This window comes from Paraflavitalea pollutisoli (assembly GCF_029360705.1).
Taxonomy (GTDB): domain Bacteria; phylum Bacteroidota; class Bacteroidia; order Chitinophagales; family Chitinophagaceae; genus Paraflavitalea; species Paraflavitalea pollutisoli.
Genome location: NZ_JARKMX010000004.1, coordinates 196,119 through 220,774, shown reverse-complemented (window position 1 = coordinate 220,774; position 24,656 = coordinate 196,119). Strand labels below are relative to the sequence as shown.

15 protein-coding genes are annotated in these 24,656 nt (G+C 51.9%); 2 read left to right on the top strand and 13 right to left on the bottom strand.

Annotated elements, in window-relative coordinates:
- Nucleotides 1–3: 3 nt before the first annotated feature.
- The 10 genes from P2W70_RS10735 to P2W70_RS10690 form a co-directional block, all read right to left on the bottom strand.
- On the bottom strand, nt 4–1,875 hold the full coding sequence (locus P2W70_RS10735; RefSeq protein WP_276481453.1) for a RagB/SusD family nutrient uptake outer membrane protein: 1,872 nt from the start codon (nt 1,873–1,875) through the stop codon (nt 4–6).
- A 47-nt stretch (nt 1,876–1,922) separates the two neighbouring features.
- Nucleotides 1,923–4,976, bottom strand: coding sequence for a SusC/RagA family TonB-linked outer membrane protein (locus tag P2W70_RS10730; RefSeq protein ID WP_276481452.1), 3,054 nt, complete (start codon nt 4,974–4,976; stop codon nt 1,923–1,925).
- 198 nt (nt 4,977–5,174) lie between these two features.
- Entirely contained in the window at nt 5,175–5,351 is a 177-nt protein-coding gene (locus P2W70_RS10725; RefSeq protein ID WP_276481451.1) for a hypothetical protein, read from the bottom strand.
- A gap of 9 nt (nt 5,352–5,360) precedes the next feature.
- On the bottom strand, nt 5,361–7,013 hold the full coding sequence (locus P2W70_RS10720) for a sodium:solute symporter family protein (RefSeq protein ID WP_276481450.1): 1,653 nt from the start codon (nt 7,011–7,013) through the stop codon (nt 5,361–5,363).
- Nucleotides 7,014–7,024: 11 nt separating this feature from the next.
- Nucleotides 7,025–7,921 (bottom strand): SMP-30/gluconolactonase/LRE family protein, encoded by an 897-nt coding sequence (locus P2W70_RS10715; RefSeq protein WP_276481449.1) that lies wholly within the window; start codon nt 7,919–7,921, stop codon nt 7,025–7,027.
- Nucleotides 7,922–7,965: 44 nt separating this feature from the next.
- A complete protein-coding gene (locus P2W70_RS10710) occupies nt 7,966–8,742 on the bottom strand; it encodes an SDR family NAD(P)-dependent oxidoreductase (protein ID WP_276481448.1) in 777 nt (258 codons plus the stop codon).
- 15 nt (nt 8,743–8,757) lie between these two features.
- Nucleotides 8,758–9,924, bottom strand: a complete 1,167-nt coding sequence (locus tag P2W70_RS10705; protein ID WP_276481447.1) for a mandelate racemase/muconate lactonizing enzyme family protein — start codon at nt 9,922–9,924, stop codon at nt 8,758–8,760.
- Between the two features lie 27 nt (nt 9,925–9,951).
- Nucleotides 9,952–12,885: a glycoside hydrolase family 2 TIM barrel-domain containing protein gene (locus P2W70_RS10700; RefSeq protein ID WP_276481446.1), complete on the bottom strand. Its 2,934-nt coding sequence runs from the start codon at nt 12,883–12,885 to the stop codon at nt 9,952–9,954.
- Nucleotides 12,882–15,779 carry a glycoside hydrolase family 2 TIM barrel-domain containing protein gene (locus P2W70_RS10695; RefSeq protein WP_276481445.1) on the bottom strand — a complete coding sequence of 966 codons (2,898 nt, stop codon included), beginning with the start codon at nt 15,777–15,779 and terminating at the stop codon, nt 12,882–12,884. The genes P2W70_RS10700 and P2W70_RS10695 overlap by 4 nt, the downstream gene beginning before the upstream one ends.
- A gap of 10 nt (nt 15,780–15,789) precedes the next feature.
- Entirely contained in the window at nt 15,790–16,512 is a 723-nt protein-coding gene (locus tag P2W70_RS10690; protein ID WP_276481444.1) for an RraA family protein, read from the bottom strand.
- Between the two features lie 295 nt (nt 16,513–16,807).
- Here P2W70_RS10690 and P2W70_RS10685 point away from each other — a divergent pair, with 295 nt between their 5' ends.
- Nucleotides 16,808–17,671 carry an AraC family transcriptional regulator gene (locus P2W70_RS10685; RefSeq protein WP_276481443.1) on the top strand — a complete coding sequence of 288 codons (864 nt, stop codon included), beginning with the start codon at nt 16,808–16,810 and terminating at the stop codon, nt 17,669–17,671.
- A gap of 35 nt (nt 17,672–17,706) precedes the next feature.
- Here the strand turns inward: P2W70_RS10685 and P2W70_RS10680 are convergent, their stop codons facing one another.
- Both P2W70_RS10680 and P2W70_RS10675 read right to left on the bottom strand, forming a co-directional pair.
- Complete coding sequence (locus P2W70_RS10680; protein ID WP_276481442.1) at nt 17,707–18,747, bottom strand: alkaline phosphatase family protein; 1,041 nt, start codon at nt 18,745–18,747, stop codon at nt 17,707–17,709.
- Between the two features lie 134 nt (nt 18,748–18,881).
- Nucleotides 18,882–20,048: a TIGR03364 family FAD-dependent oxidoreductase gene (locus tag P2W70_RS10675; protein WP_276481441.1), complete on the bottom strand. Its 1,167-nt coding sequence runs from the start codon at nt 20,046–20,048 to the stop codon at nt 18,882–18,884.
- 190 nt (nt 20,049–20,238) lie between these two features.
- Here P2W70_RS10675 and P2W70_RS10670 point away from each other — a divergent pair, with 190 nt between their 5' ends.
- Nucleotides 20,239–21,138: a hypothetical protein gene (locus P2W70_RS10670; RefSeq protein ID WP_276481440.1), complete on the top strand. Its 900-nt coding sequence runs from the start codon at nt 20,239–20,241 to the stop codon at nt 21,136–21,138.
- Between the two features lie 55 nt (nt 21,139–21,193).
- Here P2W70_RS10670 and P2W70_RS10665 read toward each other — a convergent pair whose 3' ends face one another.
- Complete coding sequence (locus P2W70_RS10665) at nt 21,194–24,646, bottom strand: CheR family methyltransferase (RefSeq protein WP_276481439.1); 3,453 nt, start codon at nt 24,644–24,646, stop codon at nt 21,194–21,196.
- Between the last annotated feature and the right edge of the window lie 10 nt (nt 24,647–24,656).

The window sequence follows — 24,656 nt, the reverse complement described above, 5'->3', positions numbered from 1 at the left end:
TTGTTAATCCCAGCCCGGGTTTTGCGCTACACCGGAACTCAGCCTGAATGCTTCATTGACCGGCAGCAGGTAACGTTTGGGGGTAAAGCGGGCTTCGCCCACTGCATTATTGTCTTCAAAGAACGAGTAAGACTTTCCATCTCTCGATATGCGTATACCACGGAGCGTGCCTTGCAACTCTGGGATCACGTAGCCGGTATTCGCATATTCACCATTGCGCAGGCCACCGGAACTTCTCATACCCCAGCGGAGCAAAGACCAGTAATAGTCGTTGTTCTCGTACACCATCTCCACGTTGCGTTCTCTCTTATAGGCTTTGAACAGCGACGACTCCCAGGTATTGCCGCTCAGTGGTGCAAGGTAATTGCTGACAGCCGCAGCCGTAAAGCCGCCATGTTTGATCATGGTGGGCGTCATATACATTTTGGCATTGGCAAAGTCTCCTTTCATCAGGTAGGCTTCCGACATATTCAAATAGGCTTCCCCCAGCCGTAGTACCGAGAATACGAAATCAAGTTTCTGGTCGGAGGGTGAAGGAAGGCTCACGACGTTATCATAGAAATACTTCACCATCGAATAGCCGGTAGAGGAATTGTAATTCTCGGTGTTGCCGGCCTGGTAGCCGTATTCCTGCACCGAACCTTCATTGATCTTGCTATTGGCGTTACTGACATTACCATCCCTTCTGAAGAAGGCACGGGCCTGGTTGTTGAAGTACAGGCTGCTGTCGTACAAAATAGTAGTATAGAAACGAAGGTCACGTTTCTTCGTATCGCTGAAATACATCTTTTGGTCAACGTTGGCGCCGGTTTGCACATAAGAGGCATCACCCCAGAACTTAATGGCCCCGTCTGCATCCGCGACCAGGTAATCATCTACCAGGTCCTGGGTAGGCCAGCCACCGCCGTCCATGCCCCAGAAATTCATCGTTACGCTGATGGGGAAATTGGCTTTGGCATAAGTAGAAAATTTGCCGGTCGACCAAAGGCCCTGGTATTGCATGGGCACATCGTATAGCGAGGTATTGGTCTTGTTGCGCTCCCGAGTCAGGATGAACTCTGTGCTGGCAATAGCCGTCTCATAACGCCTGAACATATTGTAATAGGGACTCAGTTTGGATCCACCGGCGTCGAGTCCGAGTGCATTACCGGCTGTGATCACTTTATCGTAATAAGCGCTGTTGGGCGTGCCGCCATCGATATAAGCAGCAGCCTGCAACGCCACGCGCATCAACAGGGCCAAAGCCGCTTTATTCGATGCCCTACCCCTTTCTGCCGTCGCAGGCAGGTTGGCTGCTGCGCGGTCAAGGTCGGTAATGATGAAGTCGTAGGTTTCTTTGGCCGAAGCACGGGGTATCTGCAGGTTGTCGTCGAGCGTCAGTTCGCGATCGATGATCTGCAGGCCACCATACATCTTGGTGAATACGAAGTAGTGCGATGCGCGCAGGAAATACAGTTCGTTCATGGAACGCTTCTTGAAATCGGCAGAGAAGGTCTTGCTGTCTTCAATGTTCTTCAGGGCTGTATTGATCCGCCACAACAGCGAATAGCTTAACCATCCGTAATTGCTGTTCTTGGTCATCAGTTCTGCGCGATCATTGGACCAATATGTACTGTTGAGTGTTCCGACCATTACATTCTTCGTCGTTCCTTCGGAGCGGACGGAATAATTATCTGCATAACTGGCCATCCAGTTGCTGCTATTGAATACGTCGGCATATACCTGGTAGATATAGGCTGTTGTGAGGTTTTCGCTGCTCCAGGTCTGGCTGCCTGTGATCTTATCATAAGGTTCCGTATCGAGAATCCTGGTGCAAGACACCGAGCCCAGGATCAGCAGGCCCGACAACATCGCTGCTATTGTATGCTTTTTCATGCGTGTAATGACTGTTTAGTTTGTTCGACGTTATGTACTGTTGGTTATCAGAATCCGATGAGGAACCCGGTTGAAAAGGTGCGCATCATTGGATAGGAATATCCATCGAAATTATTGGCTTCCGGATCGCTGTATTTCACGGTGGGTCCTACGGCAAACAAGTTCAGACCAGAAGCAAAGAAGGTCAGGTTGTTGAGCCAGGGCTGGCTGCGCAGCGGACCTTGCTTCAGGTCGTAGGAAAGCGTGAGCGACTTCAGACGCACATAATAAGAATCACGGGCCCAGAAATCGGCCGAAGCATAGTTGTTGTTGTTGTTGAGGCTCGCATTGCCGGCGCGGGGCATGGAAGCATTGGGGTTCGACGGACTCCAGTTGTCGTTCTGGAATTTGAAGTCCAGGCGACGCTCGCCTTCCGAGCCCATAGCGACATTGGAAAAGTAGGTCTGTCTTTTACCGGTACCCTGTATAGTAGCATTGACGCTTAAACCCTTGTAGCTGGCACCCAGATCGACACCATACACAAATGTTGGGTTCACATTGTGTCCATAACGGCCCTGGTCCTGACCGTCGATCTTACCATCACCATTCACATCTTCGAACCAGAGATCACCGGGACGCAGGTCTCTTGACGTTTCCCGCTTGGGGTTGTTCAAAATCTGCTTAGGGTCGGTATAGAGCTGTGAGCCAATATAGCCGGTACCAACATATCCATAATAGTTACCCTGCTGGCGCAAACGCGGGTTAGCCAGTGTTACGCTGTCTTCATTGGTCTTGAAGGCAAAGGTTTTGTAGTAAGTGAAATTGAAGCCTGCGTTGAAACTTACCCGACCGATATTGGTTTTGTAAGTAAGACTTCCATCAAATCCCTGCAACCTGTCTTCTGCCTCGGTCACCACCTGGGGCAGTGAATAACCCAACGGAGCGGTGTAGCGGTATGAATTGGCTGCACCAAGGTATCCCTTGGTTTTCTCGAAGAACCAATCGACGGCGCCTTCCAGTTTATTACCGAAGAGGCTGAAATCGATACCTACATCATACTTGGTGCGGGTGTACCAGGTCATGTTGATGCTGGGTTGTGCACCGGGTGTTACGGTATTGACCAGGCGGCCGTCCACTACATAGGCATTGGTATTGTAGTTGTACGTGGGCAGGTATGCATAAGCCCAGTGGTCGACGTTGTTGAGGCCCAGCTCGCCGTAAGATGCCCTGATCTTCAGGTAGCTGAGGATACTGTTGTTGTTGATCTTCTGGAAGAACGATTCTTCTGATACGGCCCAGCCGGCCGATACCGAGGGGAAGAAACCCCAGCGTTTTCCTTCTGCAAAGTTGTCGGACCCGTCATAGCGACCCGCAACATCCAGGATATAGCGCTGATCGTAATCGTAGTGCAGGCGGCCAACATAGCCAACCCATCCCTGCTTGCCTTCGCCATTGCTGGCGGTGATCAACTGGGCATCGCCTTTCTGGATTTGTTTAATGGCTGTGGTATAGAAACCACGGGAACCAGCCGACATATTGTTGCCATAATACTGACGGGCATTCTGCACGACAGTAGCTTCGAAGTTGTGCATACTGCCAAACCGGTGCTTATAGTCTACCCGCAGGTTTACGTCAAAATTCTGGTTCATGTAAGAATACCTTCTTACACTGATATTGGTCGGTTGCTCCACGGTGGGGTTACCCAGGTCGTCGTAGTAAGTAGCCGTTTCCACCCAGTCTACCGCATCCTGTGTTTCCATATTGAAGTTGCCGTTGAAGCCAACACTCAGGCCCTTGACCCAGGGTATGTCCCACTTGATCACACCGCCCAATTGGTTGTAGATGGTCTTCAGTTTGATGTAGCCGGGACTCATCAGCGCCAGGGCTGGGTTATCGAACTGGTTAGAGATCTGGCCGCTGTCATTGAAAGGACGCTCGAACGGCGTTCTGTCGCGCAAGCGGGAATAGATGGTGTAGGCGCTGGCGGGCGGGTATTTTTCATTGCGCATGAAACCGTTGACATTGAAATCGACTGTAAGTCCGATCTTATCAAAAGTACTGCTCACATTGGTGCGGTAGGTGTAGCGGTTGTAGGTCAGGGCATCTGACTTGTAAATACCATTTTGGGTCAGCGCATTGAGGCTACCGAAAAAGCGCAGCTTATCTGTGCCGCCCGAGAGGGATAAGGTATGCTCCGACTGGGGCGTATACTTCCTGGTCAATGCATCCTCCCAATTGGAGTACTTGCCGGGATTGTTTCTGATATCGGCCAGTTCTTCTGCCGTTTTAAAAGAATAGACACCCTTACCCAAGGCCTGGTTGAGGTTATTGATCGCGACCGCATAATCGTAGGCATCCATCCGGTCGGGTTGGTAAGAAGGCGTATTGAAAGCAAAGTTGCTCTGGTAGTCGAGGTTGAAGCGGCCAGCCGTACCTTGTTTGGTCACGATCAGGATAACACCATTGGCTGCGTTCATCCCGTACACGGCAGTAGAGGCTGCATCCTTCAGAATGGTCATCGACTTGATGTCGGCCTTGTTCAGGTTCATGAACTGCTGGCTGGTAGAGATGAATCCGTCGATCACGTAAAGCGGTGCGCCATTACCACGAATGGAGATGTTGGCGGCATTTTGTCCGGGCTCTGCCGATCCCTGCTGCACGATCACCCCGGGTATACGTCCCTGCAACGCCGATCCCATGTCCGTAAACGGAAGGTTCTTCACCGCCTGTGCGTTGAAAGAAGTCACCGCGGAGGAATTCTTTTTAACACTGGTGGTACCATAGCCGATCACCACCACATCGTCGAGGCTACTGGTCGTTTTTTGAAGACTTACTGTAATTGGTGCGGCAGCATCTGCCTGCAATTCTTTCCTTTCATAACCCACATAGGAAAAAACCAATACAACAGCTTTGCTGGCGGGAGCAGTGGAAATAGTGAAGGCTCCGCCATCGTCTGTGGTCGTATTGGTCTTTGAGTCTTTCAGGGTAACGGTAACCCCTGCAAGCGGCAAGCCTGTTTTGTCATCTGTCACCTTACCCGATATTGTTTTAGTCTGGGCGACCACTCCCAAACTCCAACAAGCCAGGCAAAGCAGCAGGCATAAGCGAATCAATTTTGGCATAAGTAAAAATTTGTCTACCAAAGGACGTTTAGTAGTCAAATCTTTCCTCACAGTATTTTAACCGGTATTAAAACTTTTCTATCAAGCCCGCTCGTGACGGGGCTTTCGTGCCCACCTGTAATTAGCTGAAAACAACAAGGCGCAAACGGTTGCACTAATTGCTGCAACACGATTGCGCCTTGTTGGTACGTTGATCCTTTACCCGCGTTTACGGCGCGACAGGCCGATCATGAACAGTGCGAACACAATGAAGAGCATGCCACATCCATAATTGACCGGCTGCCGGGAAACCGTGAGCCCATAGCCAAGGAGCAGCAATCCGATCACCAGGAAGAACAAACCGATCACAAAGCCAAGGTCAAACAACTTGTTCATATAATTAGCTTAAAAGAAAAACAGGTTTAAAAAGATGGTTACCGCCAATACCGCCAGCCCTATCCACAACGGATTCTTATACCAACGCCTGGCAGGATCTTTCACTTTGGGCGTAAGACTGTAAACGAGCCCGCGCAGCGCATCCTCTGGTTGCGGTTTCGTACACAGGCTAACGAGCACCGTCACCAGCAAGCAAACCATGAAAGCGATCCAGGCAATCGTAAAAGCCTGGCTGGTACCGGAATAGAAGGTATGCCAATCTGCGATCCATCCGCCTTTCCCTTCCGCCGTGGTAACGCCATGCGTAAACGCAGCCGCCAGGGTGCCGGCCAGCAGCCCCCAGAATGCCCCATGACCGGTCGTACGTTTCCAGAACATGCCCAGGAAGAAAGTGGCGAACAAGGGGGCATTCACAAAACTGAACACCAGCTGCAACAGGTCCATGATGCTGTTGAATCCTTTGGCGACATAAGCCGTGGCGATAGAAGCCAATATACCCACTATCGTCGTGGCCTTACCAACATAGAGATAATGTTTTTCCGGCGCATGCTTCCGGATATGCGCCTGGTAGATATCGAAGGTCCACACCGTATTGAAAGCAGTTACATTACCGGCCATGCCGCTCATGAACGACGCGATGAGCGCGGTGATACCTACACCTAGTATACCATTGGGATAGAGTTTTTGCAACAATACCGGTAGTACCATATTGTAATTGGGACTGCCATCCGCAGCCGCCGGCAGCGCAAACCCATCGTACTGCTGCTGCAGTGCCAGGATCACCAAACCGGGGAGTATCACCACCACCGGCATCATGATCTTTGGTATGGCCGCGATGATCGGTGTACGTTGCGCTTCATTGAGGTTGCGCGAGATCATCGCACGTTGTACCACCAGGAAATCTGTACACCAGTACCCGAATGCCAGTACGAAGCCAAGTCCAAACACCATACTGAAAGCATCTACCCCCATCGGGTTGTTGGCCGGATGATCGAGGCCCTTCCACACGTGCAACTTCGCATCTTCTACATGCCGCACAATTCCCTCCCAGCCCCCGGCCTTGTCCAGACCGATGAAGACCAGCGGTGCCATGCCCAGCACAATAAGAAAGAACTGCAATACCTCGTTATAGACAGCACTGGTCAACCCGCCCAGGAAGGTATAGGCTAATACCACCCCCGCCGCCATCCAGATCGACAGATCGAAATCCCACCCCAGAATGGTCTGCATCAACATCGCCAGCGCATAGAGCGATACCCCCGACGAAAAGACCGTCATGGCCGCAAAGGTCAGCGCATTGAACGTACGCGTCTTTTCATCAAAGCGCAGCCGCAGGTATTCCGGTACACTGCGGGCTTTGCTGCCGTAATAAAAAGGCATCATATAGATGCCGAGAAAGATCATGGCCAAGGCTGCACCCAGCCAATAAAAATGCGTGGTATACAAGCCGTATTTGGCGCCGTTGGCCGCCATTCCCAATACCTCCTGTGCACCCAAGTTGGCACTGATGAACGCCAGCGAAGTGATCCACAGCGGGATATTTCGGTGGCTCATCAGGAAGTCGATACTGGTCTTGATCTTCCGCTTCAGCAACACACCGATACCAATGACAAAAAGAAAATAAATAGCAATGATGAGATAATCGATCCATTCAAGTTTCATCGCAACCGTTATTAAGTAGTAGGATTATTCGGGCAAACAAAAGGATGCATCGGTGCACCACGTGTGCCTACCCAGGCACGAAAGATGGAGCCGCTCAACGGATATTTACGCAGGGCCGCGGCACTAAGTCCCTGACGGGCGGTCGTGATGAACAACTGGTCACCCTCCTCGCCACCGAATGCACAGGCGGTAACATGCGGCGCATCGACCAGCACTTTGCCCAGTAACCCGCCATTGGCGGGATCATAACAATGCACTGCACCAGCGCCCCATACCGCAACCCACAACCGGCCAGCTTCATCGATACACATGCCATCGGGTGTCTCCATCTCCCTGCGAAACGTCACGACGGTACGCCCGTTGGTGATATGCCCCGAAGCCAGGTCAAAATCGTAGGCTTTCACATCATAATCGAAAGAATCGATGTAGTACATCGTGCGGTTGTCCAACGACCAGCAGATACCATTCGATACATGGCGCTTGTCAAGCTTTTTCCACAACGCGACATCAAAGGCATAAAGGGCTCCCTGTTCTCTTTTGGCCGCTTGGTGCATCGTGCCCACCCAGAACCGGCCTGCCGCATCACACTTACCATCATTGCAGCGGTTCTGCGGCCGCGTAGTTTCCAGTAATGTTAATACTGACCGGGCTCCTGTATCGAAATTCAACAGCTCGATGCTGCCTTGCAGGCCTACCACCAACTGGTCGCTGCCGGCCACCGGCACCACGGTGCCTACGCGTTTGCCGACAGGCACTGTCTCCACCCTGCCGCGGGCAGGATCGAGCCGCCCTACCAGCCCGCCTTCGATGTCCACAAACAACAACCGGTTCCAGCCCGGATGCCAGTGCGGCCCCTCCCCCAGTACCAGCTCTGCTCTATACACGAGTTCGCTTGTCCATTCCTGCATACCCGTATCGTTGTTTAAATAAGTTCAGCAAACCCATTTAACGCTCAGGCATCCTGCAGCAGCGCGCTGCGGCCACCATCGATCAGGTAGGTGGTACCTGACGCAAAAGCAGCGTAGCCGCTCGCCAGGAACACGCACCATCCACCAATCTCTTCGGTGGTACCCAGCCTACGCACGGGATGCCGGTCGATCGTTTTCTGCCGTTCGGCTTGTGGATCGGCAAAGCCATCGAACCAGCGCTGGTTGCCGGGGGTATCGATGAATCCCGGTGCCATACCGACCGTTCGGATGGCTGGCCCCCATTCGATCGCCAGGCTGCTTACCAGCCCCGTCAGGGCGGTTTTGGCAACGTTGTAGGGGAAACAACCCGGAATGGTACTGAACGCCTGGTTGGAGCTCATGAGGATGATCACGCCGTTGCTTTTTTCAAGCCAGGGTCGGCACTTCTGGGCCAGCTGCCAGTGCGATGTAAGGTTGAGGTCCATGTTCCCTTGCCAGTCGGCAGCGGTGCTGCTGGTGGCGCCGGTAAACACATTGCGCCCTGCATTCGACACGAGGATATCGATGCCATCGAACACGGCCACCGCGTGCTGCACCAGCCTGTAGAGCTCATCTTCCCGGGTCACATCTGCCTGCAGGTACAATACCTGGCCACCCAACGCTTCCACGCCCTGCAATAATGCAGGCGCTTCGGGATCCATGCCACAGGCAGCGATGCGTGCGCCGGCTTTGGCCAGCTGCAACGCAATGCCCAGGCCAATACCGGAAGAGGCGCCGGTAACCAGCGCCGTCTTCCCACTCAGATCGATCGTAAATGCCATATTGCTCGCATTAGTTTATACATAGAACCCTGCCCTTGGCTGCAAAATACCGGGATGCTTTTCCATCTCCGCTTCAACGAGATCTACGCCGAGCCCCGGGCGGTCACTCAGGTGCAGGTGTCCGTTGTGCACCATCTCTTTGATCGGGTGTGTGATCACCGTATCCCGCCAGGGCACATCGTTGAACATGAATTCCTGCCGGAAGAAATTGGGTACCGAAGCACAAACGTGCGCCGAAGCCAGCGTCGACAAGGGCCCATTCGGATTGTGCGGCGCCAGCAATACATTGTACGCTTCCATCATGGTGGCCATCCGTTTCATTTCCGAAGGCCCGCCGCAACGCGTGATGTCCGGCATGAGGATATCGCAAATATTCTTCTCCAGCAACGGGCGAATATTGTGCCGGGTATAATGCCGCTCACCCACGCAGATGGACACGTTGGAAGGGATACGCTCGCGCATCGCCCGTAAAGTATCTGCACTCTCCGGACCCGCAGGCTCTTCATACCAGGTGATATCAAGGGTCGATAGTCGTTGCGCCATCTTCACCGCCACCCGGTAATTGAGCATGGCATGCGTTTCGATCATGATATCGAAATCGGGGCCCACGGCTTCCCGCACCGCCTTGCTCACGTCGAAAGCCAGGTCCTGTTGCGCAGCGGTCAACGTCAGGTTCGAGGAAAGGTCTTCTCCGTATAGATAATTCGTATGCGCGAAGGGATCGAATTTCAACCCGGTGAAGCCAGCTTCTTTCACCTTCCGGGCCTGTGCCGCGTAGTCGGCAGCATTGTGTCCGCCACCCGTGAACCAATAGTTCGCATAGAGCAGGATATCCTTCCGGAAAGCGCCACCCAGCAGCTCATAACAGGGCGCGCCATATACTTTACCTTTCAGGTCGAGCAGGGCCATATCGATGCCGCTAATCGCACACATACTGGCACCAAAGGGGCCGAGCCAGTTCAGGTCACGGTACAGCTTTGTCCAGATAAAATCCGTCTTCAGCGGATCGAGGCCAATGATGCGCTCGCCCACATGTTTGGCCGCATGGTACACGATGGGGCTGCCGGGCCAGTTCGTTGCTTCCCCCACCCCCGTGTGTCCCGTATCTGTATAGATCTTCAATAAGGTCCAGTTGTATTTCACACCTTCAACCAGCCATACCTTCACATCGGTGATCTTCATCAGTTATACTTTTATACAGTGAAATAATTATTCAAGGATCAATTGTACGGTTCCCTGCATGGTACGTGAACGATTCCTTTTGCCCTGGTAATTCCCCCAGGCCAGGCTCCAGTAATCCCACTTGTCACTCACCAGCAGACTTTGCTGACCGTCCACACCTACGTTCATCCCGGCAGCCTGGCTGCCGTCCGACACCACCCGCAGGCCGCCTTTTTTTCCCAACGCCGTCAGTGTATAGGATAAGATGTTTTCTTTCTTAGCACGGTACCGCTCCGACGCTGGCAATGCCGCTTTCGCCGGATCGATCGCATGCTGCAGGTAATAGTCGCTCATCGATTGCGCCACGGCGTATGCGGGCTTTACACGATATGCTTCTTTCACCATACTGTTGCGCAGCGCCTTACCCTGCAAGGCAGATAAATGATCGGTGGGGTACGTGGTCCAGTAACCGTTGCGCTGCCACGAGACCTGGTTCAGCGAGTTGGCTACGGGAACCTGGATACCGATATCCCAGGTATAGGGCGGGATACTGTCGGCTTCATAGTGTACCGTGATCTTACCGGAAGGGGCCAGCTCATACCGCATACTAACGGGGTATTTGTCCACCAACCCTTTCAAACGGATACGCACCAGCTGTACATTCGAAACATCCACCTGCGCCTCCTGTGGTACATAGGCACCCGAGAATACGCCTTTGGTATCTTTGAAGGCATTGGCCTGTGCCGGATAGTTCACGGCAAGGACCGGTGAACCCGTCAGCAGGGTACTGTTGCCAACGGCAGCCGATGCTATCAAACCAGTTGTCTTATTGACCACGATATCGAACTTACCGCTGCGGAGGCGCAGTTGTCCATCGGCTTCGGTAATCGTCCAGGCTCCTACCGCTGTGGTCGTAACCTGCTTTGCCGCCGGCGCCCAGGTGATTCGCTCTTCATCTACCAGGGCACCCCGTGCATCGTAAAACTGCAGCAGGGCCCACTGCCGCGGATAGTTGCTGGCAGCCAGCGTAATGCTCCCCTCCTGGTGCGGCAGTACCGCAGGCAGGGACAGTCGAATGGTTTTGCCGTTACCACTTACCTTACAGGTAATGTCCGACAACGACAGGTGATCGAAGCGGTTCTTCACAGGGATCTTCAATACACCACCTGCTGCGCCATCGAAACGGGTTTGCAACACCCGGATGGGTGAATAGGCTTTCTTTGTATTCCAGAATTCAGCTTTCTTCCGGCGCCATACATCGATAAAACCCCAGGGGCCATAACCGGTGGCCGTATCGGGCAGGTGAAAGGTTTCATCGATCATACCCCAGATCGCGCCGCCGATATAACCGGGCACATCGAAACGGTACGACCAGACAGAGTCGAGGCTTTTGCCCCAGGCGTCCTTTACGTTGGGATCATAATTGAGCAAGCCCGTATTATAACAAGCCACATGCGCCCATTCATCGCCGATGATGGGATAATCGGCTTTCATGTGTTTTTCATATTTACCCAAGTCGCTTGATCTGCCGTCGTAATTTGGATAATGCGACACGAGGATATCGAAACAGCGCTGCCCTTTGTCGAGTGCGGTGGCCGGGAATGACCAGGATACTGGACGGGAGCTATCGACCGACTTCACGAAATCATATTCTTTCCTGAAATTGCTGCCATAGTAACTTTCATTGCCCACCGACCACATGATGACCGCGGCATGATCGCGGTCACGGTCGATCATTTCGCTGAGCTGACCAAGGTACCGGCCCGTATAGGCAGGATTGTCCTGCGTTTGGGCATCTTTAGCGTAGACTCCTTCGCGCCAGTCGAGCACAAAACAGATCGCTGTTTCTTCCTGCACATAGATACCATACCGGTCGCAGAATTCGAGGAAGTCCTGCGACGGCGGATAGTGAGAAGTACGGATAAAGTTGAGGTTGGCTTCTTTGGCCAGCACCACATCCAGGCTGTCTTGCCGGCGATTGGTGCTGCGGCCCAGCAGCGGGTGCATATCATGGCGGCAGGCGCCACGCAGTTTTACCGGCCGGCCATTGACGAGCAATTGTTGTTGCGCATCGATGGTCACTTTGCGGAAACCGATCATTTTACGGATCACTTCCTGCACCTTTCCTTGCTGCAATAATTTTACTTCCAGGGTATACAGTTGCGGGTCTTCAGCCGTCCAGGGTTGCACCCCATCGATGGTCAGCGCTTCGTGCCACGTACCATCACCGGAAGGCAACAGCGTTTTGCCCGCCACTTTTTTTCCACCGGGCGCCATGAGCGCGTAGACCAAGGAGGCGCCCGCTGCGTGTTCGTTCAATGCCATATTAAGCGCGAGGGTACCGTTGCGCAGATCATCGGTCAGCGAAGCCTGGGCATACACCCGTTGCAAATGGACACGAGGTACTACCAACAATTGCACGTTCCGCAATATGCCCCCAATGGGATGATGGGCATATCCCGATGCATAGGAAATATCATCGGCACGGTCCGTCACCTCCACATGCAGCACGGCGCTTTTACCTGGCTGCACATAGGGCGTGATATCGCAATCCCAGGCGGTGAAACCACCGAAGTGTTCACGTACATACCGGCCATTGACCCATACACGGGCATAACTGTACACGCCATTGAAACGGAGCAACAGTGTTTTGTTGGCGGCACCGTCAGGCACCGCGATGGTATGCCGGTACACAAAAGGTTTATCATTGGTAATGGGATATCCTTGCATGGCGGCTTCGCCTGGTACCTGTATCTGCTGCCAGTTACTGCCTTTCTCCTGGTCGAGCCAGAAGGAGGCACCAGGTTGCCGGTTGATCTCCCAGGTACCGTTCAGGTTGATCATTGCCTGTGCCATACCAACGGTTAGTTGCGGCAAGGGCGCCAGGGGCGTACGGCCATCGGCGAGGAATTGTTGGGCCTGCCCTCGCAGTCCCAGCAGCAATACCAAACCCGCCAACGCCTTTCTCCGGTAGAACATCATTGTATAGTTAAGATTATTTTGCCTTTTAAGGGTTGATTTTTTTTCACCGTGATCCGTCCATCGGTATGCGGACTTCCATAGAAAGGTTCGGAACCATTGTTGGAATAATCGGCGATCAGCCATTGTATCCGCTGATCCTGCAGCCAGGTGCGGGAAGCCTGCTGCCCATTCGACGATACGCGTACTGTATTGCCTTGTTGATCTTGCAGCGAAGCGGTAAGGATCGACCGTTTGGTAGCGCGGAAATCATTGCTGCCAAGTTCATTGGCATCGTCTTTCCAATCGCCTGCCGGCACAATACCCGGTTCTTCGACGCCTGTGGTTGGTCGGGCATTCAGGGTGGCCACGCCTTCGTTGCGCGCAATATCAGTGGCGGGATACAGGCTGAATTCGCCCGCACGCTTCCAGCTCAGCCGGTCAAAGGCACGTGGCAATTGCAACAGCAGTCCGTATTGATAAGGCTGTACATCCTTGCCATCCAGCCACACTTCATACTCAACTTCCAGTTGACCGGCCGTTGTGAAATAATACGTTTGTTTGCCTTTGCCGGTGGTATAGGTCGTTTGCACCTCCAGCCGCAGTCCTTCAGTCGTTTGCCCGATGGCTGTGCTGGTCGCAAACAAGATATAGAGCGGGAAGTTTTGCAACGGGTAGATCTTGTTCTGGTAGGTTTCGCCTGCTACGTTTGGCTTGCCGCCATCTTCGCTGTTCATTGGTACCATACAGAACACGGGTCCCTGCTGCAGTACGACCGTTTCTCCTTTACGCACCTGCGTGATGACACCGGTAGCTTTGCTCACCTGGTATTCGATAGCGCCTTGCTGTATGTGATAGCTGGCGGGCGTTTCTGTATAAGCAACCCGTACTTGTGCAGGCGCAGGTACAGGAGCCGCCTTTGTGCGTTCGTATCGTTCTTCTTCGGCCACAAAGCCGCGCGGATCGGTGAACCGGATCTGCAACGACTGTGCATCCGCACGGGCCGGTATACGCAGGGTTCCTTTTGTACGGGCAGCGATGGCGGCCGTGACGGGACTTTGCACGCCATTCACAGCAGCCATGATGGCCACTTGCTTCATCGACGTGAAGTCGTACCGGTTCTCTACCGTCAGTTCAATATAGCCATCCTTCACAGTGCTCCAGTTGATGCCGAGCACACGTACCGGAGAATAAGCTTTCTTCATTCCCCAGTATTCGGGCTTGGGACGGCGCCAGGCATCGAGTGGCCCCCAGGGGCCATAACCCACGATGCGACCATCGGGAAGATGGAATACATCGTCGATGCCACTCCAGATCGCGCCACCCAGGTTGCCCGGGTGAGCATAGATGGAGTCATAAAATTTTACCAGGGGCGCACCATAAGCACTTCTTACACCGGGGTCCGTGAGCAACTCACGACGATTGTACGTAGTAAGGTGCGCATATTCGCCAAACAGCACCGGCCGTTTCATGGTATCAGTGGCAGCCGGCCCGTTGAGGCCGGGATAATGATAATTGGCGATGTCTGCTTCACTGCCGGCATTGTTGAAACCACCCCAGCATTGATCGTGGAAACTGGTGGGGCGCGTGGGATCGACCGCTTTCACAAGTTGATTCACCTGTGCCCACAAGGGGCTCCAGCGGCTTTCATTACCCAGCGACCACAGGATGACGGATGGATGCTTTTTGCCCGCCAATACGTTGTCTACATTGGCGCGTTGCATAAATGCCAGGAAACGATTGTCGGTATAATTCATTTTGCGCCAGATGGGAGAAGCGCCATGTTGTATCCAGCAAAGCGACGCTTCGCTTTCCACAAACAGGCCCAGCTCATCACAGGCATCGAGGAATTCTTCCGTGGGAGGATAGTGCGAGGTACGTATATAGTTGCAATTGGCGGCGCGGAACAATTCCGCATCCTTCCGGTCAAGCGCAGCATCGATGCTACGGCCGGTGAGCGGATAGATGGAATGGCGGTTGACGCCATGCAACTTCACAGGCTGGTCATTGACGAGCAACTGGTTACCGCGAATGGCCACCTGCCGGAACCCGACACGTTGCTGTAGCTGCTGCACCTGCTGTCCATTGATCAGGAGCGACACCTGCAACCTGTACAGAACAGGCGACTCCGGGTTCCAGGGCTTGACCTGTTTAACAGTCATATCAACCGGGGCTGTCGCATCGCGTATGTTGACCGTACGCGCGGTAGCCGTTTTGCCCGCGGCGTCGATCAATTGGTATCGAACAGCCAGCTTTTGTCCGGCGGCAGCAACACCATCGATGGTGGCCTGCACCGACAGCTTCCCGTTTTTATATCCGGCATCGAAACTGGTTTGTACGGTGAGGTCGGACAGGTTGACTTCCGGCAATACAAACAAACGCACCTTACGCAAGAGACCGCCCACGGTGTGCACGGCATATTGTGAGGTACAAGCGAGCGTATCGCTGATAGTCAGGGATTGCACTTCTACTTCCAGCAGGTTATCTGCCTCGCGAAGCGCGGGGCTAAGGTTTACTTCAAAGGGCACAAAACTCCCTTCATGTTCACCCAATACGCGTCCGTTCAATTTTACCAGCGCATAGGAACTGACACCGTCAAAACGGATGTATACCTGCTTGCCCTTCCAGTCGGACGGTATCGCCAGCTTTTTGCTGTAAACGGCCGTCTCCCCCGCCTCCACGTGAAAGCCTTGCATTTCCCACTCGCCCGGCACTTTGATCTTATTGGCCAGCGCACGGCCTTTGATCGCAAACCGCCATTCCCCGTCCAGCGACAGTACGGGTTGTTGAACCCCTTGTACCTGAGCAGGAACGGGTGATAAGCGGGGCAACGTAAATCCATTCACTACGCGCGACTGGCCAATAGCAGCCAGTCCGGAGATCATAAAACAACCGATAAGAAAGTTTCTCAATAACATTATAGCAATATTACATGATACCATACTTTTCAAATGCGTCTTTGGCGCTCATCCCTTCCAGGATCTTTTGCTGGACCAGTTTTTCGCCCCGGGCCTTTTCGATCGCCAGGGTGAATACCTGCTCTTCCCATTCCTGGGGAACGATGCAGACGCCATCGATATCGCCCAATACAATATCACCGGGATTGACACGAACGCCTTTGATATCGATCGGCACACGGAAATCGATCACTTTACCGCGCGGTGCCTGGTCTTGCGCATAACGCCCATAGGAGAAGGTGGGAAAGTTAATATGGAGAATACCGTTGGTATCCCGCGAATAGCCGTCGACAACGGCGCCAGCTGCACCCAGCTTCATGGCCCGCGTGCTCATGAGTTCGCCCCAGAGGGCGTAGCTGGGTGCGGCGCCGCTACAGATGTACACTTCATTTTTCTTGAGGTCGTCCAGTGCTTCCAGCATCAGTCCAAAAGGTTTACGCAGGATGGGGTTCTGGCTATCGAACCCATCGCTTTCCAGCACATCGGCTTCTACCACCGTCATGGCCCGGCCTACAATAAACATATCGTGACGCAAGGGCTTTACCTGTGGCGGCAGGAACTGGTGCAAAAGCCCCAGCTTATCCATGATATCACCCACGACCGCCGTGTAGAGCTCGGCCTTTACAATACTAAAAAGTTCATCATCCGATTTCCATAGGATACCCCGTTGCGGGGCACTGTCCGTTAATTGCATAAGAAAATATTTATTCAGGAATAGATTTAATCAAAAGAGACAAGGCCAGGAATGGCCCTGTCGTTAAGCATCCAAAATGCTTATGAGAATGCTATTTTAAGAGAACCATCCGCACTGTTCCTGCTTTCAGGCACCAGCACGGTGCTCAGGAATATCGTTGCTGACAGCTCCTTTTGAACCTGCACAAAACTATCCCCGCGCAGGGCGTTGTCCTACAAGCAGGTAGGCCACTATATAAACTTTTCTACCATCAACTGATCAAGTAATATCCCTTTTAGGTTAATTTAGTTATCAAATGAAGGCCCAATACATAGATGTCGGGTTGGCGGGCGCCAAAACCATACAGATTAAAAAGGTAGACCAGCACTACCTCGACACGCCATTTCATTTTCACCAATCCTGCGAGCTGGTACTGATCGAGACGAGCTATGGCAAACGAATTGTTGGGGACCGGGTAGACAATTTTGAAGTGGGAGACCTCGTGTTAATGGGACCCAACCTGCCGCATATCTGGCAGAATGATGACGCCTTTCACCGGGAGAAAACAGGGCTACGCGTTAAGTCTACGGTGGTATATTTTCCGCCCGATTTCCTGCTCAACCTGACCGACGAACAGGCCGTACTCCACCCCGTGCAGGACCTGATCAAACGCGCCGCGCGCGGCATTCACTTTTATGGCAACACCAGCAGAACAGTCGCCGATGTACTGATGTCCATTTCAGAGGAGAGCGGCTTTAAAAAGATCATCCAGTTTCTCCAGGTGATGGAGATCCTTTCCAGTTCCAAAGAATACGATTTCCTGGCCAGCGTCTCTTACCGCAACCTGTATGATGAAAAAGATACAGGACGCATACACAAGGTGTACCAGTTCCTGATCCAAAACTTTCACCGTGATATCGACTTGCAGGAAGTAGCCGACCTGTGCAATATGACCCCCAATGCGTTCTGCCGTTTCTTCAAAAGCCGCACCCAAAAATCGTTTACGCGTTTCCTCAACGAACTGCGCATCGGGCATTCCTGCAAGCTGCTGCAGGACGAAAAATACTCCATTGCTGATGTTTGCTTCGAGTCGGGGTACAACAATATGACCAACTTCAACAAGTTTTTCAAAACGATCCTGAAGACTACGCCTTCGGAATACAGGAAAAAGCTGAAGTAGTTGCCCTCTCGCTGGCTGTATATCTTACGTGCACATTATTTCAGGACAGTAGAGATCGCATTTCCCACCGGGTGAACCGGTTTAAACATGAACCCCAGCAGTCGTGCCACAGTCTGTGCGCACTGGTCCATAAAAAGTTGTCCGGGCGATTGCTGCTCACCGGTCGGCGTCGTATCCGGTCCCATCACCAGCAGGTACGACTCGCCCGCGTGCGCCACCTGCCCGCCATGACTTACCCACTGTTTATCCTCTCCCCGCCCATGGTCGGGATAAATGAGGATCGTAGTCTGATCTTTATAAAAAGAATCCTGTTGCAAATAAGCCCAGAGGTCGGCGATCATCGCATCGGCATAATGGGCGGCATCGAGGAAAAAATCATACTTTCCATCGTGACCAAAAACATCGGTATCCGCTAAGTCGATGTACATAACCCGTGGCTTTTTTGCCAGGAGGTAAGATTTTGCCAGCAGGTAGGTATTGCCATCCAGCCGCTCCCCCCTGCCGAAAAAATCAGGCAGGAAACGCTGCATCGAATTCGCTGCCTGCTGCAGTGCTGTGAGGTTTTCGTCCTTTACATCCTCGCCATAGATATTGACGAGCATTCCGTTCCTGTTCCTGTTTACGATCCGCGCCACTACATCCCACGAGGCAAAGGTGGCTACCTTACCTGCATACCCTTTCTGTTTGTTAACGAACTCCAGAATGTTTTCGTTAGGGTTATCCGGATAGCTGTTGGAATTGATCGCCGGATCGGAATACCCCGTCAACACTTCGGCCCTGCCGGGATAGGAGAACCAAAAGGTATTGCGGAAGTCAACCTTGTTGTCCAACTGGCGGTTTCCGTACAACTGACCTTTCCGCGCGATCGTCTGCCATACGAATGGCATCAGCTTTTCACGCCGCGCTGCGGGCGTCGGCGCCCAGTATTTGGCATACCGCCAGGCAGAATCCTGGCTATTGTATTTCCTGGAGGCTAACAAGAGCGAGTCTGCTCCGGCAAATAGCTCCCGCCAGCGGTAACCATCCATGGAGATCATAATGACGTTCTTCGTGCGTTGTTGAGCGACCGTTGACATACAGAGGCAAAAACAAGCAATCACCTGTAATAAAAAACACTTCCTGGTCTTAAACTTTATCATATTCTATGCTGGTTATTTGATTAGCCACATCTCCTCGTTGCGTGTATCCGCATAGGCAAATTGCCGGTTGATCAAACAGATACCGACAACAGCTTGGTGATATGCTCTTTTGCATACCCCAGCGACCCCGTCATGCCTTTGCCGCCAATGCCGGTAACGATGTGAATATGTTCATCGATGGTTTCGTTGTACACCTCACGGCTGGCACATTGACAATAGAAGCCAAGCCAGGTATTCCGAATCTGCCAATCGTCGAGTTGATAGATCTTTTGGGCTTCCGCGATCATGAACGCATTCAGCGCTGCAGACGTGTCGAAGTCCGCTACGGCATGTTGGGATACAGGTGTATAATGATGGGAATCGCCGATCACCACAGCACCATCCAGTAGTTGCTTGAACAGGATATGCACACCGTGTTGCAGGTGATAAGCCTGCTGGTCTTCCCTTGCCTTAATACCGGCATAAGACGCGCATTCCTGGAAACTCTCGTACCGCCTGATCGTCCAGCCCGTCAAAACAGATCCGGCAATGCGTACAGACGGCTGCGGCACCGTATCCATCATCTGCAGTTTGACGATCTTGAGATCGCTCTGCCTGAACAGGTGCGGGTACAGCAACTGGAACTCGTTGCCCGAGCAAACGAATACCTTATCGGCAGTGAACGTAACGCCGGAAGTCGAGTCGAGGTGAATGCGGCCGTTGCTGCGTACGATCTCTTTAATCGTTGTATGAGGGATATACTGCAAAGACAGTTGCTCACAGCAATAACCGATGAGCCTGGCAACGGCAAGCCGTGGGTCTACCACAATCTCCTCTGGAAAGAAAAGTCCTGCCCGGGCGTAGGCAGGTTTTATACCAGGATACCTGTCGAGGCAATTGCGCTGACTGAGCAGTAGGGAAGCATAGCCATTCCGGTGATTGATGGCAGCCAGTTCCTCGATCAGTTGCACTTCTTCGTCGTTGCTGGCGATGTACACCGTACCTTCCTGTCGCACCGTGATGTCGACCTGTTGTTGTATTTCCTTATAGAGGCGAAGGCTTTCCAATCCATATTGCTGCCATTGGGAATTGAAACCCGAGGGCACCACCTGGCCAAAATTGCGTACTGAGGCGTCGCGGGGAAGATCGTTCTTTTCGATCAGCGCTACTTTATAGCCTGACTTCAAACAATGGTAAGCATGCGAGAGACCCAGGATGCCGCCGCCAACGACAACAATATCGAAATCCATATTTTTCATCTGCTGGTGTATTTATTTCAATAATTTCATCCGCTGATAAAGCCGATTGAACATCTTATGGACCTAAAATTAAAAGCAGCAGCCTCTTCAACACCGGAGTAAACAGTTACATAATTCTTAATAATATAATAACCATATTAATTATTTTAATTAATACAACTGACTTCCTTTTACCATACAATACATTGGCATGAATTCATTTGTAAAAGACATGATCGCGTTGCAGGAAGTATACGATCAATTGCAAACCAGGGGGTATAAGAACAAAGACCTGGCCGCTCACCTGGAAATGTTCCCTTCGGCTTTTTCCACCTTGATCAACAAAGTGGTAAAACCAATCGTAAAACGTAGCAAGGAATCGTCGGTAAACGAGCAATTCCTCACCGATCTTTTTACACAGGTTTCCAATATATCGGAAGTGAAATTGAAACGGCGGCTGTCCGACTACCTCAAAGTACTGGAGGGATTACTGAAACAGGGATCAGATCATCAGCAGGCGCCCCAGTCGAATTTCATAGAAGAACTGATCCGGTCGACGCCCTATGATACGCTGAAGGTACTCGAAGGCATGTATGATTGTTACTACCTGTCTACCTTTGGGTACCGGATCAAAAAAGAACCTTTTTTACTGAAGTTCAATGCGAAAGAGAACAGGTACCAGGTATTCAAGGGGAATGAACGCGGCCCTGCCCGTTATAGTGGCTTCGCCTACGTGTCAAACCCGCAATTGCTAACGATGCAGTTGACTGAAGCAGGTACGATGTTGACCGATCATTTCATGGCCCACTTCATTCTCCCGCCTACTTACTCCACCACGGTCAACTTGCTCAAGGGTATTGCGGTATCCATCTCCAATGCCCTATTGCCTGCTTCGAGAAAGATCATACTGGAGAAGATCAGCGACAAGACGGACCTCACCACCTTCAACGAGCAGCCTACGGTGTTCTTTGAAAAAGAACAGGGCGACGACAACCCGATCGTAGCCTACCTGCGGTCGCATGTGTCGGTACTGGAATACATTCCGATCCCCCACCCCAATTATGACAGAAATGACCTCAAAAAAGAAGAACTGGTTAAAAACATCCAATAGTTACAGGGTAAACTTCCATAACATTTATGAGGCTACGGTGACAGCGGTAAGTGTTTTAATGCTGTTTTAGCGGCATGATCACTTCAAAACTCGTCCCCTCCCCTACCTTCGAAGTTACCGTTATCACGCCATCGTGATTGCCTACAATACGTTTGCACAGGGCCAGCCCAATGCCGTTGCCCTTGTATTGCTGTTCGGTGTGCACTCTTTGAAACAACACAAAGATCTTCTCCGAAAATTCTGCGGAAAATCCAATACCGTTATCGGACACGGTAATACGCGTATACGATTTTTTCCCGCTGAGGTTGAGTTCCTTTACCTGTTCCGAGGTTAAGAGAGCGGAAGCAATCGTAATGCGCGGTCTGGTATCCGTTTTGGAGAACTTAAGTGCGTTGCTGAGCAGGTTATAAAACAGTTGGCGCATCTGCAAGGGCACCGCGTCGATAACCGGCAATGGGTCCAGCGTAAGCGAAGCCTCCTTTTCCTGGATCAACAGGTCGAAATCCGCCAGCACCGTTTGCAGGATCTTGTTCAGGTCCGTGGCCACGAACTCCCGTGTTTTCTCCTGCAAACTGGAATAATTGAGCAGATCCTGGATAAGCCCCATCATACGGCCGGCCGATCCTTCGATCTTACGCAGGTAATCAGAGATCTCCGTATTATGGCCATCGTCTTTGCCCAATAGCAAGCTAATGAACATTCGGATCTTACGCAACGGCTCCTGCAGGTCATGGGATGTAACGTAGGCAAATTGTTCCAACTCCCGGTTGCGGTCCAGCAGTTCGTCATTTACATCCTTCAGGGCTTCCGTTCTTTCTTCCACCATTTTCTCGAGTGCTTCTGCGGCCATACGCTGGTCTTGAATATCCATGCAGGCCATCGTGTACCCAGCGAAAGAATTGTCATGCTCGAAGCGCGGTATCGCGTTACAGGATATCCACCGGTATTTTCCATTGTGTCTCAACCTGAACTCGGCGTTGAAACGCTTACGGGCTTTCAGCGCACTGTTTTGGAGTTCCATGAAGGAACCAAGGTCTTCTGGATGAATATCATCTAACCAGTAGTTGTCCGACTGCGGACTATCCGCTTCCTGGCCGGTAAAGCGCAACCACTCTTTATTATAAAAATTGAATATGCCGCTTTGGCCGCTCATCGCGATCATTACAGGCGCACTGTTGGACAAGGTGCGAAAATGCTGTTCGTTGTACCGGAGTTTTTGCTCCAGGTCTTTGCGGAGGGTAATATCAGCCGTCACGCCGATCATGCTGATGGGTTTGCCTGCATCGTTGTAGATCGCTTTACCTACGGCATAGATCCAATGCCAGGTACCATCGGGCCACTCCACGCGAAATTCTTTGGTGAAGGTGGTATGGGAAGCGGCGGCGAGATCGATCGCTTCTATCACGGATTCCCGGTCAGCCGGTACTATTGCCTCCTGCAAGCGTGCATAGGAAAGGTTAGCCTCGGGCGGTAAACCCAGGTTGGCCTTGCAGGTGTCGGAGGCAGCAAAGACAAGGCCGGGCAGCGACAGTTCCCAGGAACCAATATTACCGGTACTCATCGCAAAATCCAGCCGGGCAATGGTCTCTTCCAGTTTTTTCTCGGCAGCCCTGATCTCCGTTACATCTTCAATCATCAGCAACACCAGCCCTTCAGGATCCTTGTCGCCCAGCATTTTCCGTGCATTCAATTTCATGATCCGTTTACCCAATCCAGGAAAAGGCTGTACGATCTCCAGGTTAACGATCTCTTTTTTATGCGTATGAACTTCTTCCAACAGCCGACGCAATGATGGCTGATTCCAATGACCATCGCCCAACTCATAAAATAGCCTGCCTTCGGAATCACGCGCAACAGTCTCGAATATTTTATAAAATGAGGCATTGGCCGATTTGACCCGCAGCGACCGGTCGAGCACGATCAACGCATTATTGACAGTATTATTGATGGCATCTGCATATTCACGGGCATTGCTCACGTCACGGTTAAGTTGGTTGAGTTCCTTGTTACGAACGGTCAACTCTTCGTTGGTAGAGATCAGTTCTTCCTGCGACGTCTGCAATTCCTCGTTGAGCGCTTTCAATTCTTCATTGGCACTTTGAAATTCTTCGCTGGTAGCTTCCTGTTGCTCACTCAAAGCTCGCAGTTGTTCCCGGCTTTCCATGAGTTCCTGTTCCAACTGGTGAATACGCAGATCGCGGGTATTGTTGATTTCATCATCCGGTCCCAGCGTAGCGGGTTCCGGGGGGGTGACATTGTGGAACAATACCAGGTAAAACCGCTCTTTTGTATTGCTGAGCGGCTGAATCTCGATGTTGATGCGCAACAGCTTGCCTTCATGTTCGAGGGCAATTCCTTCACGTCGTACGAAACTACGTTCAGCCTTGACCTTCTGCAGGCTTTCCTGCAGATCGTAGTACAACCCTTTGCGCACCATTTTGAGGATGTTAAAACTGGCAATGCCAGGCGAGGGCTCGATATAAAACCCGGTATTGCCCCTGAAATCGACAATGTCCAGGTTTTCATTGATGACGACACCAGCGGGAATATATTTGGCCAAAAGAATATCGTCGGCCGCTTTCTGAAAGTCTTTTTTGTCAAAAACATTCGGTCTGTCCTGATTCATATCTCGGTCATTTTGCGCGGGTTTCAAACCTGGGTAAGATAATTTGTTATTGCGCTGCTTGTTGATATAAATATTATAGGTCTTACTGATCGGTTCAAAATGACCCTCTCCGCCCCCGGTCTCCGATTTGCCAAGAAAAAGATAGGCTTTTGGTCGAAGAGCATAGGAAAAAATGGACAGGATCTTTTTCTGTAGCACGGGTTGCATATAGATCAACACGTTGCGGCAACTCACCAGATCAATATGGGCGAAAGGGGGATCAGTCAGCACATTGTGGTGCACGAATACGCACATATCACGGATGAAGGATTTCACCTGCCAGCCACCCGGGTGGCTGTTGAAGAAGCGTTGCAGGCGCTTGTCTGATACGTTGGTAGTGGAACTTACCGGGTAAACGGCCCTGCGTGCCTTGGCAATAGCTGCCTCTGAGAGATCAGTAGCGAAGATCTTAACTCGAGCCAGATCGTACAATTCACTGAAATGCTCGAACAGGCAAATGGCGATCGAATAAGCCTCTTCGCCAGTTGCACACCCACAGACCCAGATGCGAACCGTGTCTGTAGGCGATTTGTTCTCCAGAATCCTGGGAATGATCTCGCTGCAGAGATAGTCGAAATGCGGTTCATCGCGGAAAAAGCTGGTGACATGGATCAGTAATTGACGAAACAATTGGTGGTGCTCCAGTTCGTGTTCCTGCAAATAAGCAAGATATGCATCGGCGCTCTCGATATTGAGCAGGTGCATCCTCCTGATAATACGCCGGGAGAGCGTGGTAGGTTTGTAATGATGGAAGTTGACCCCGGATTTCTGATGCAGAATATCCAGAAACTTGCGGAAAAGGTCGCTACCATCATTGCCGGAAATGCGTATTTCGTCTTTCAAGCGGGGTTTA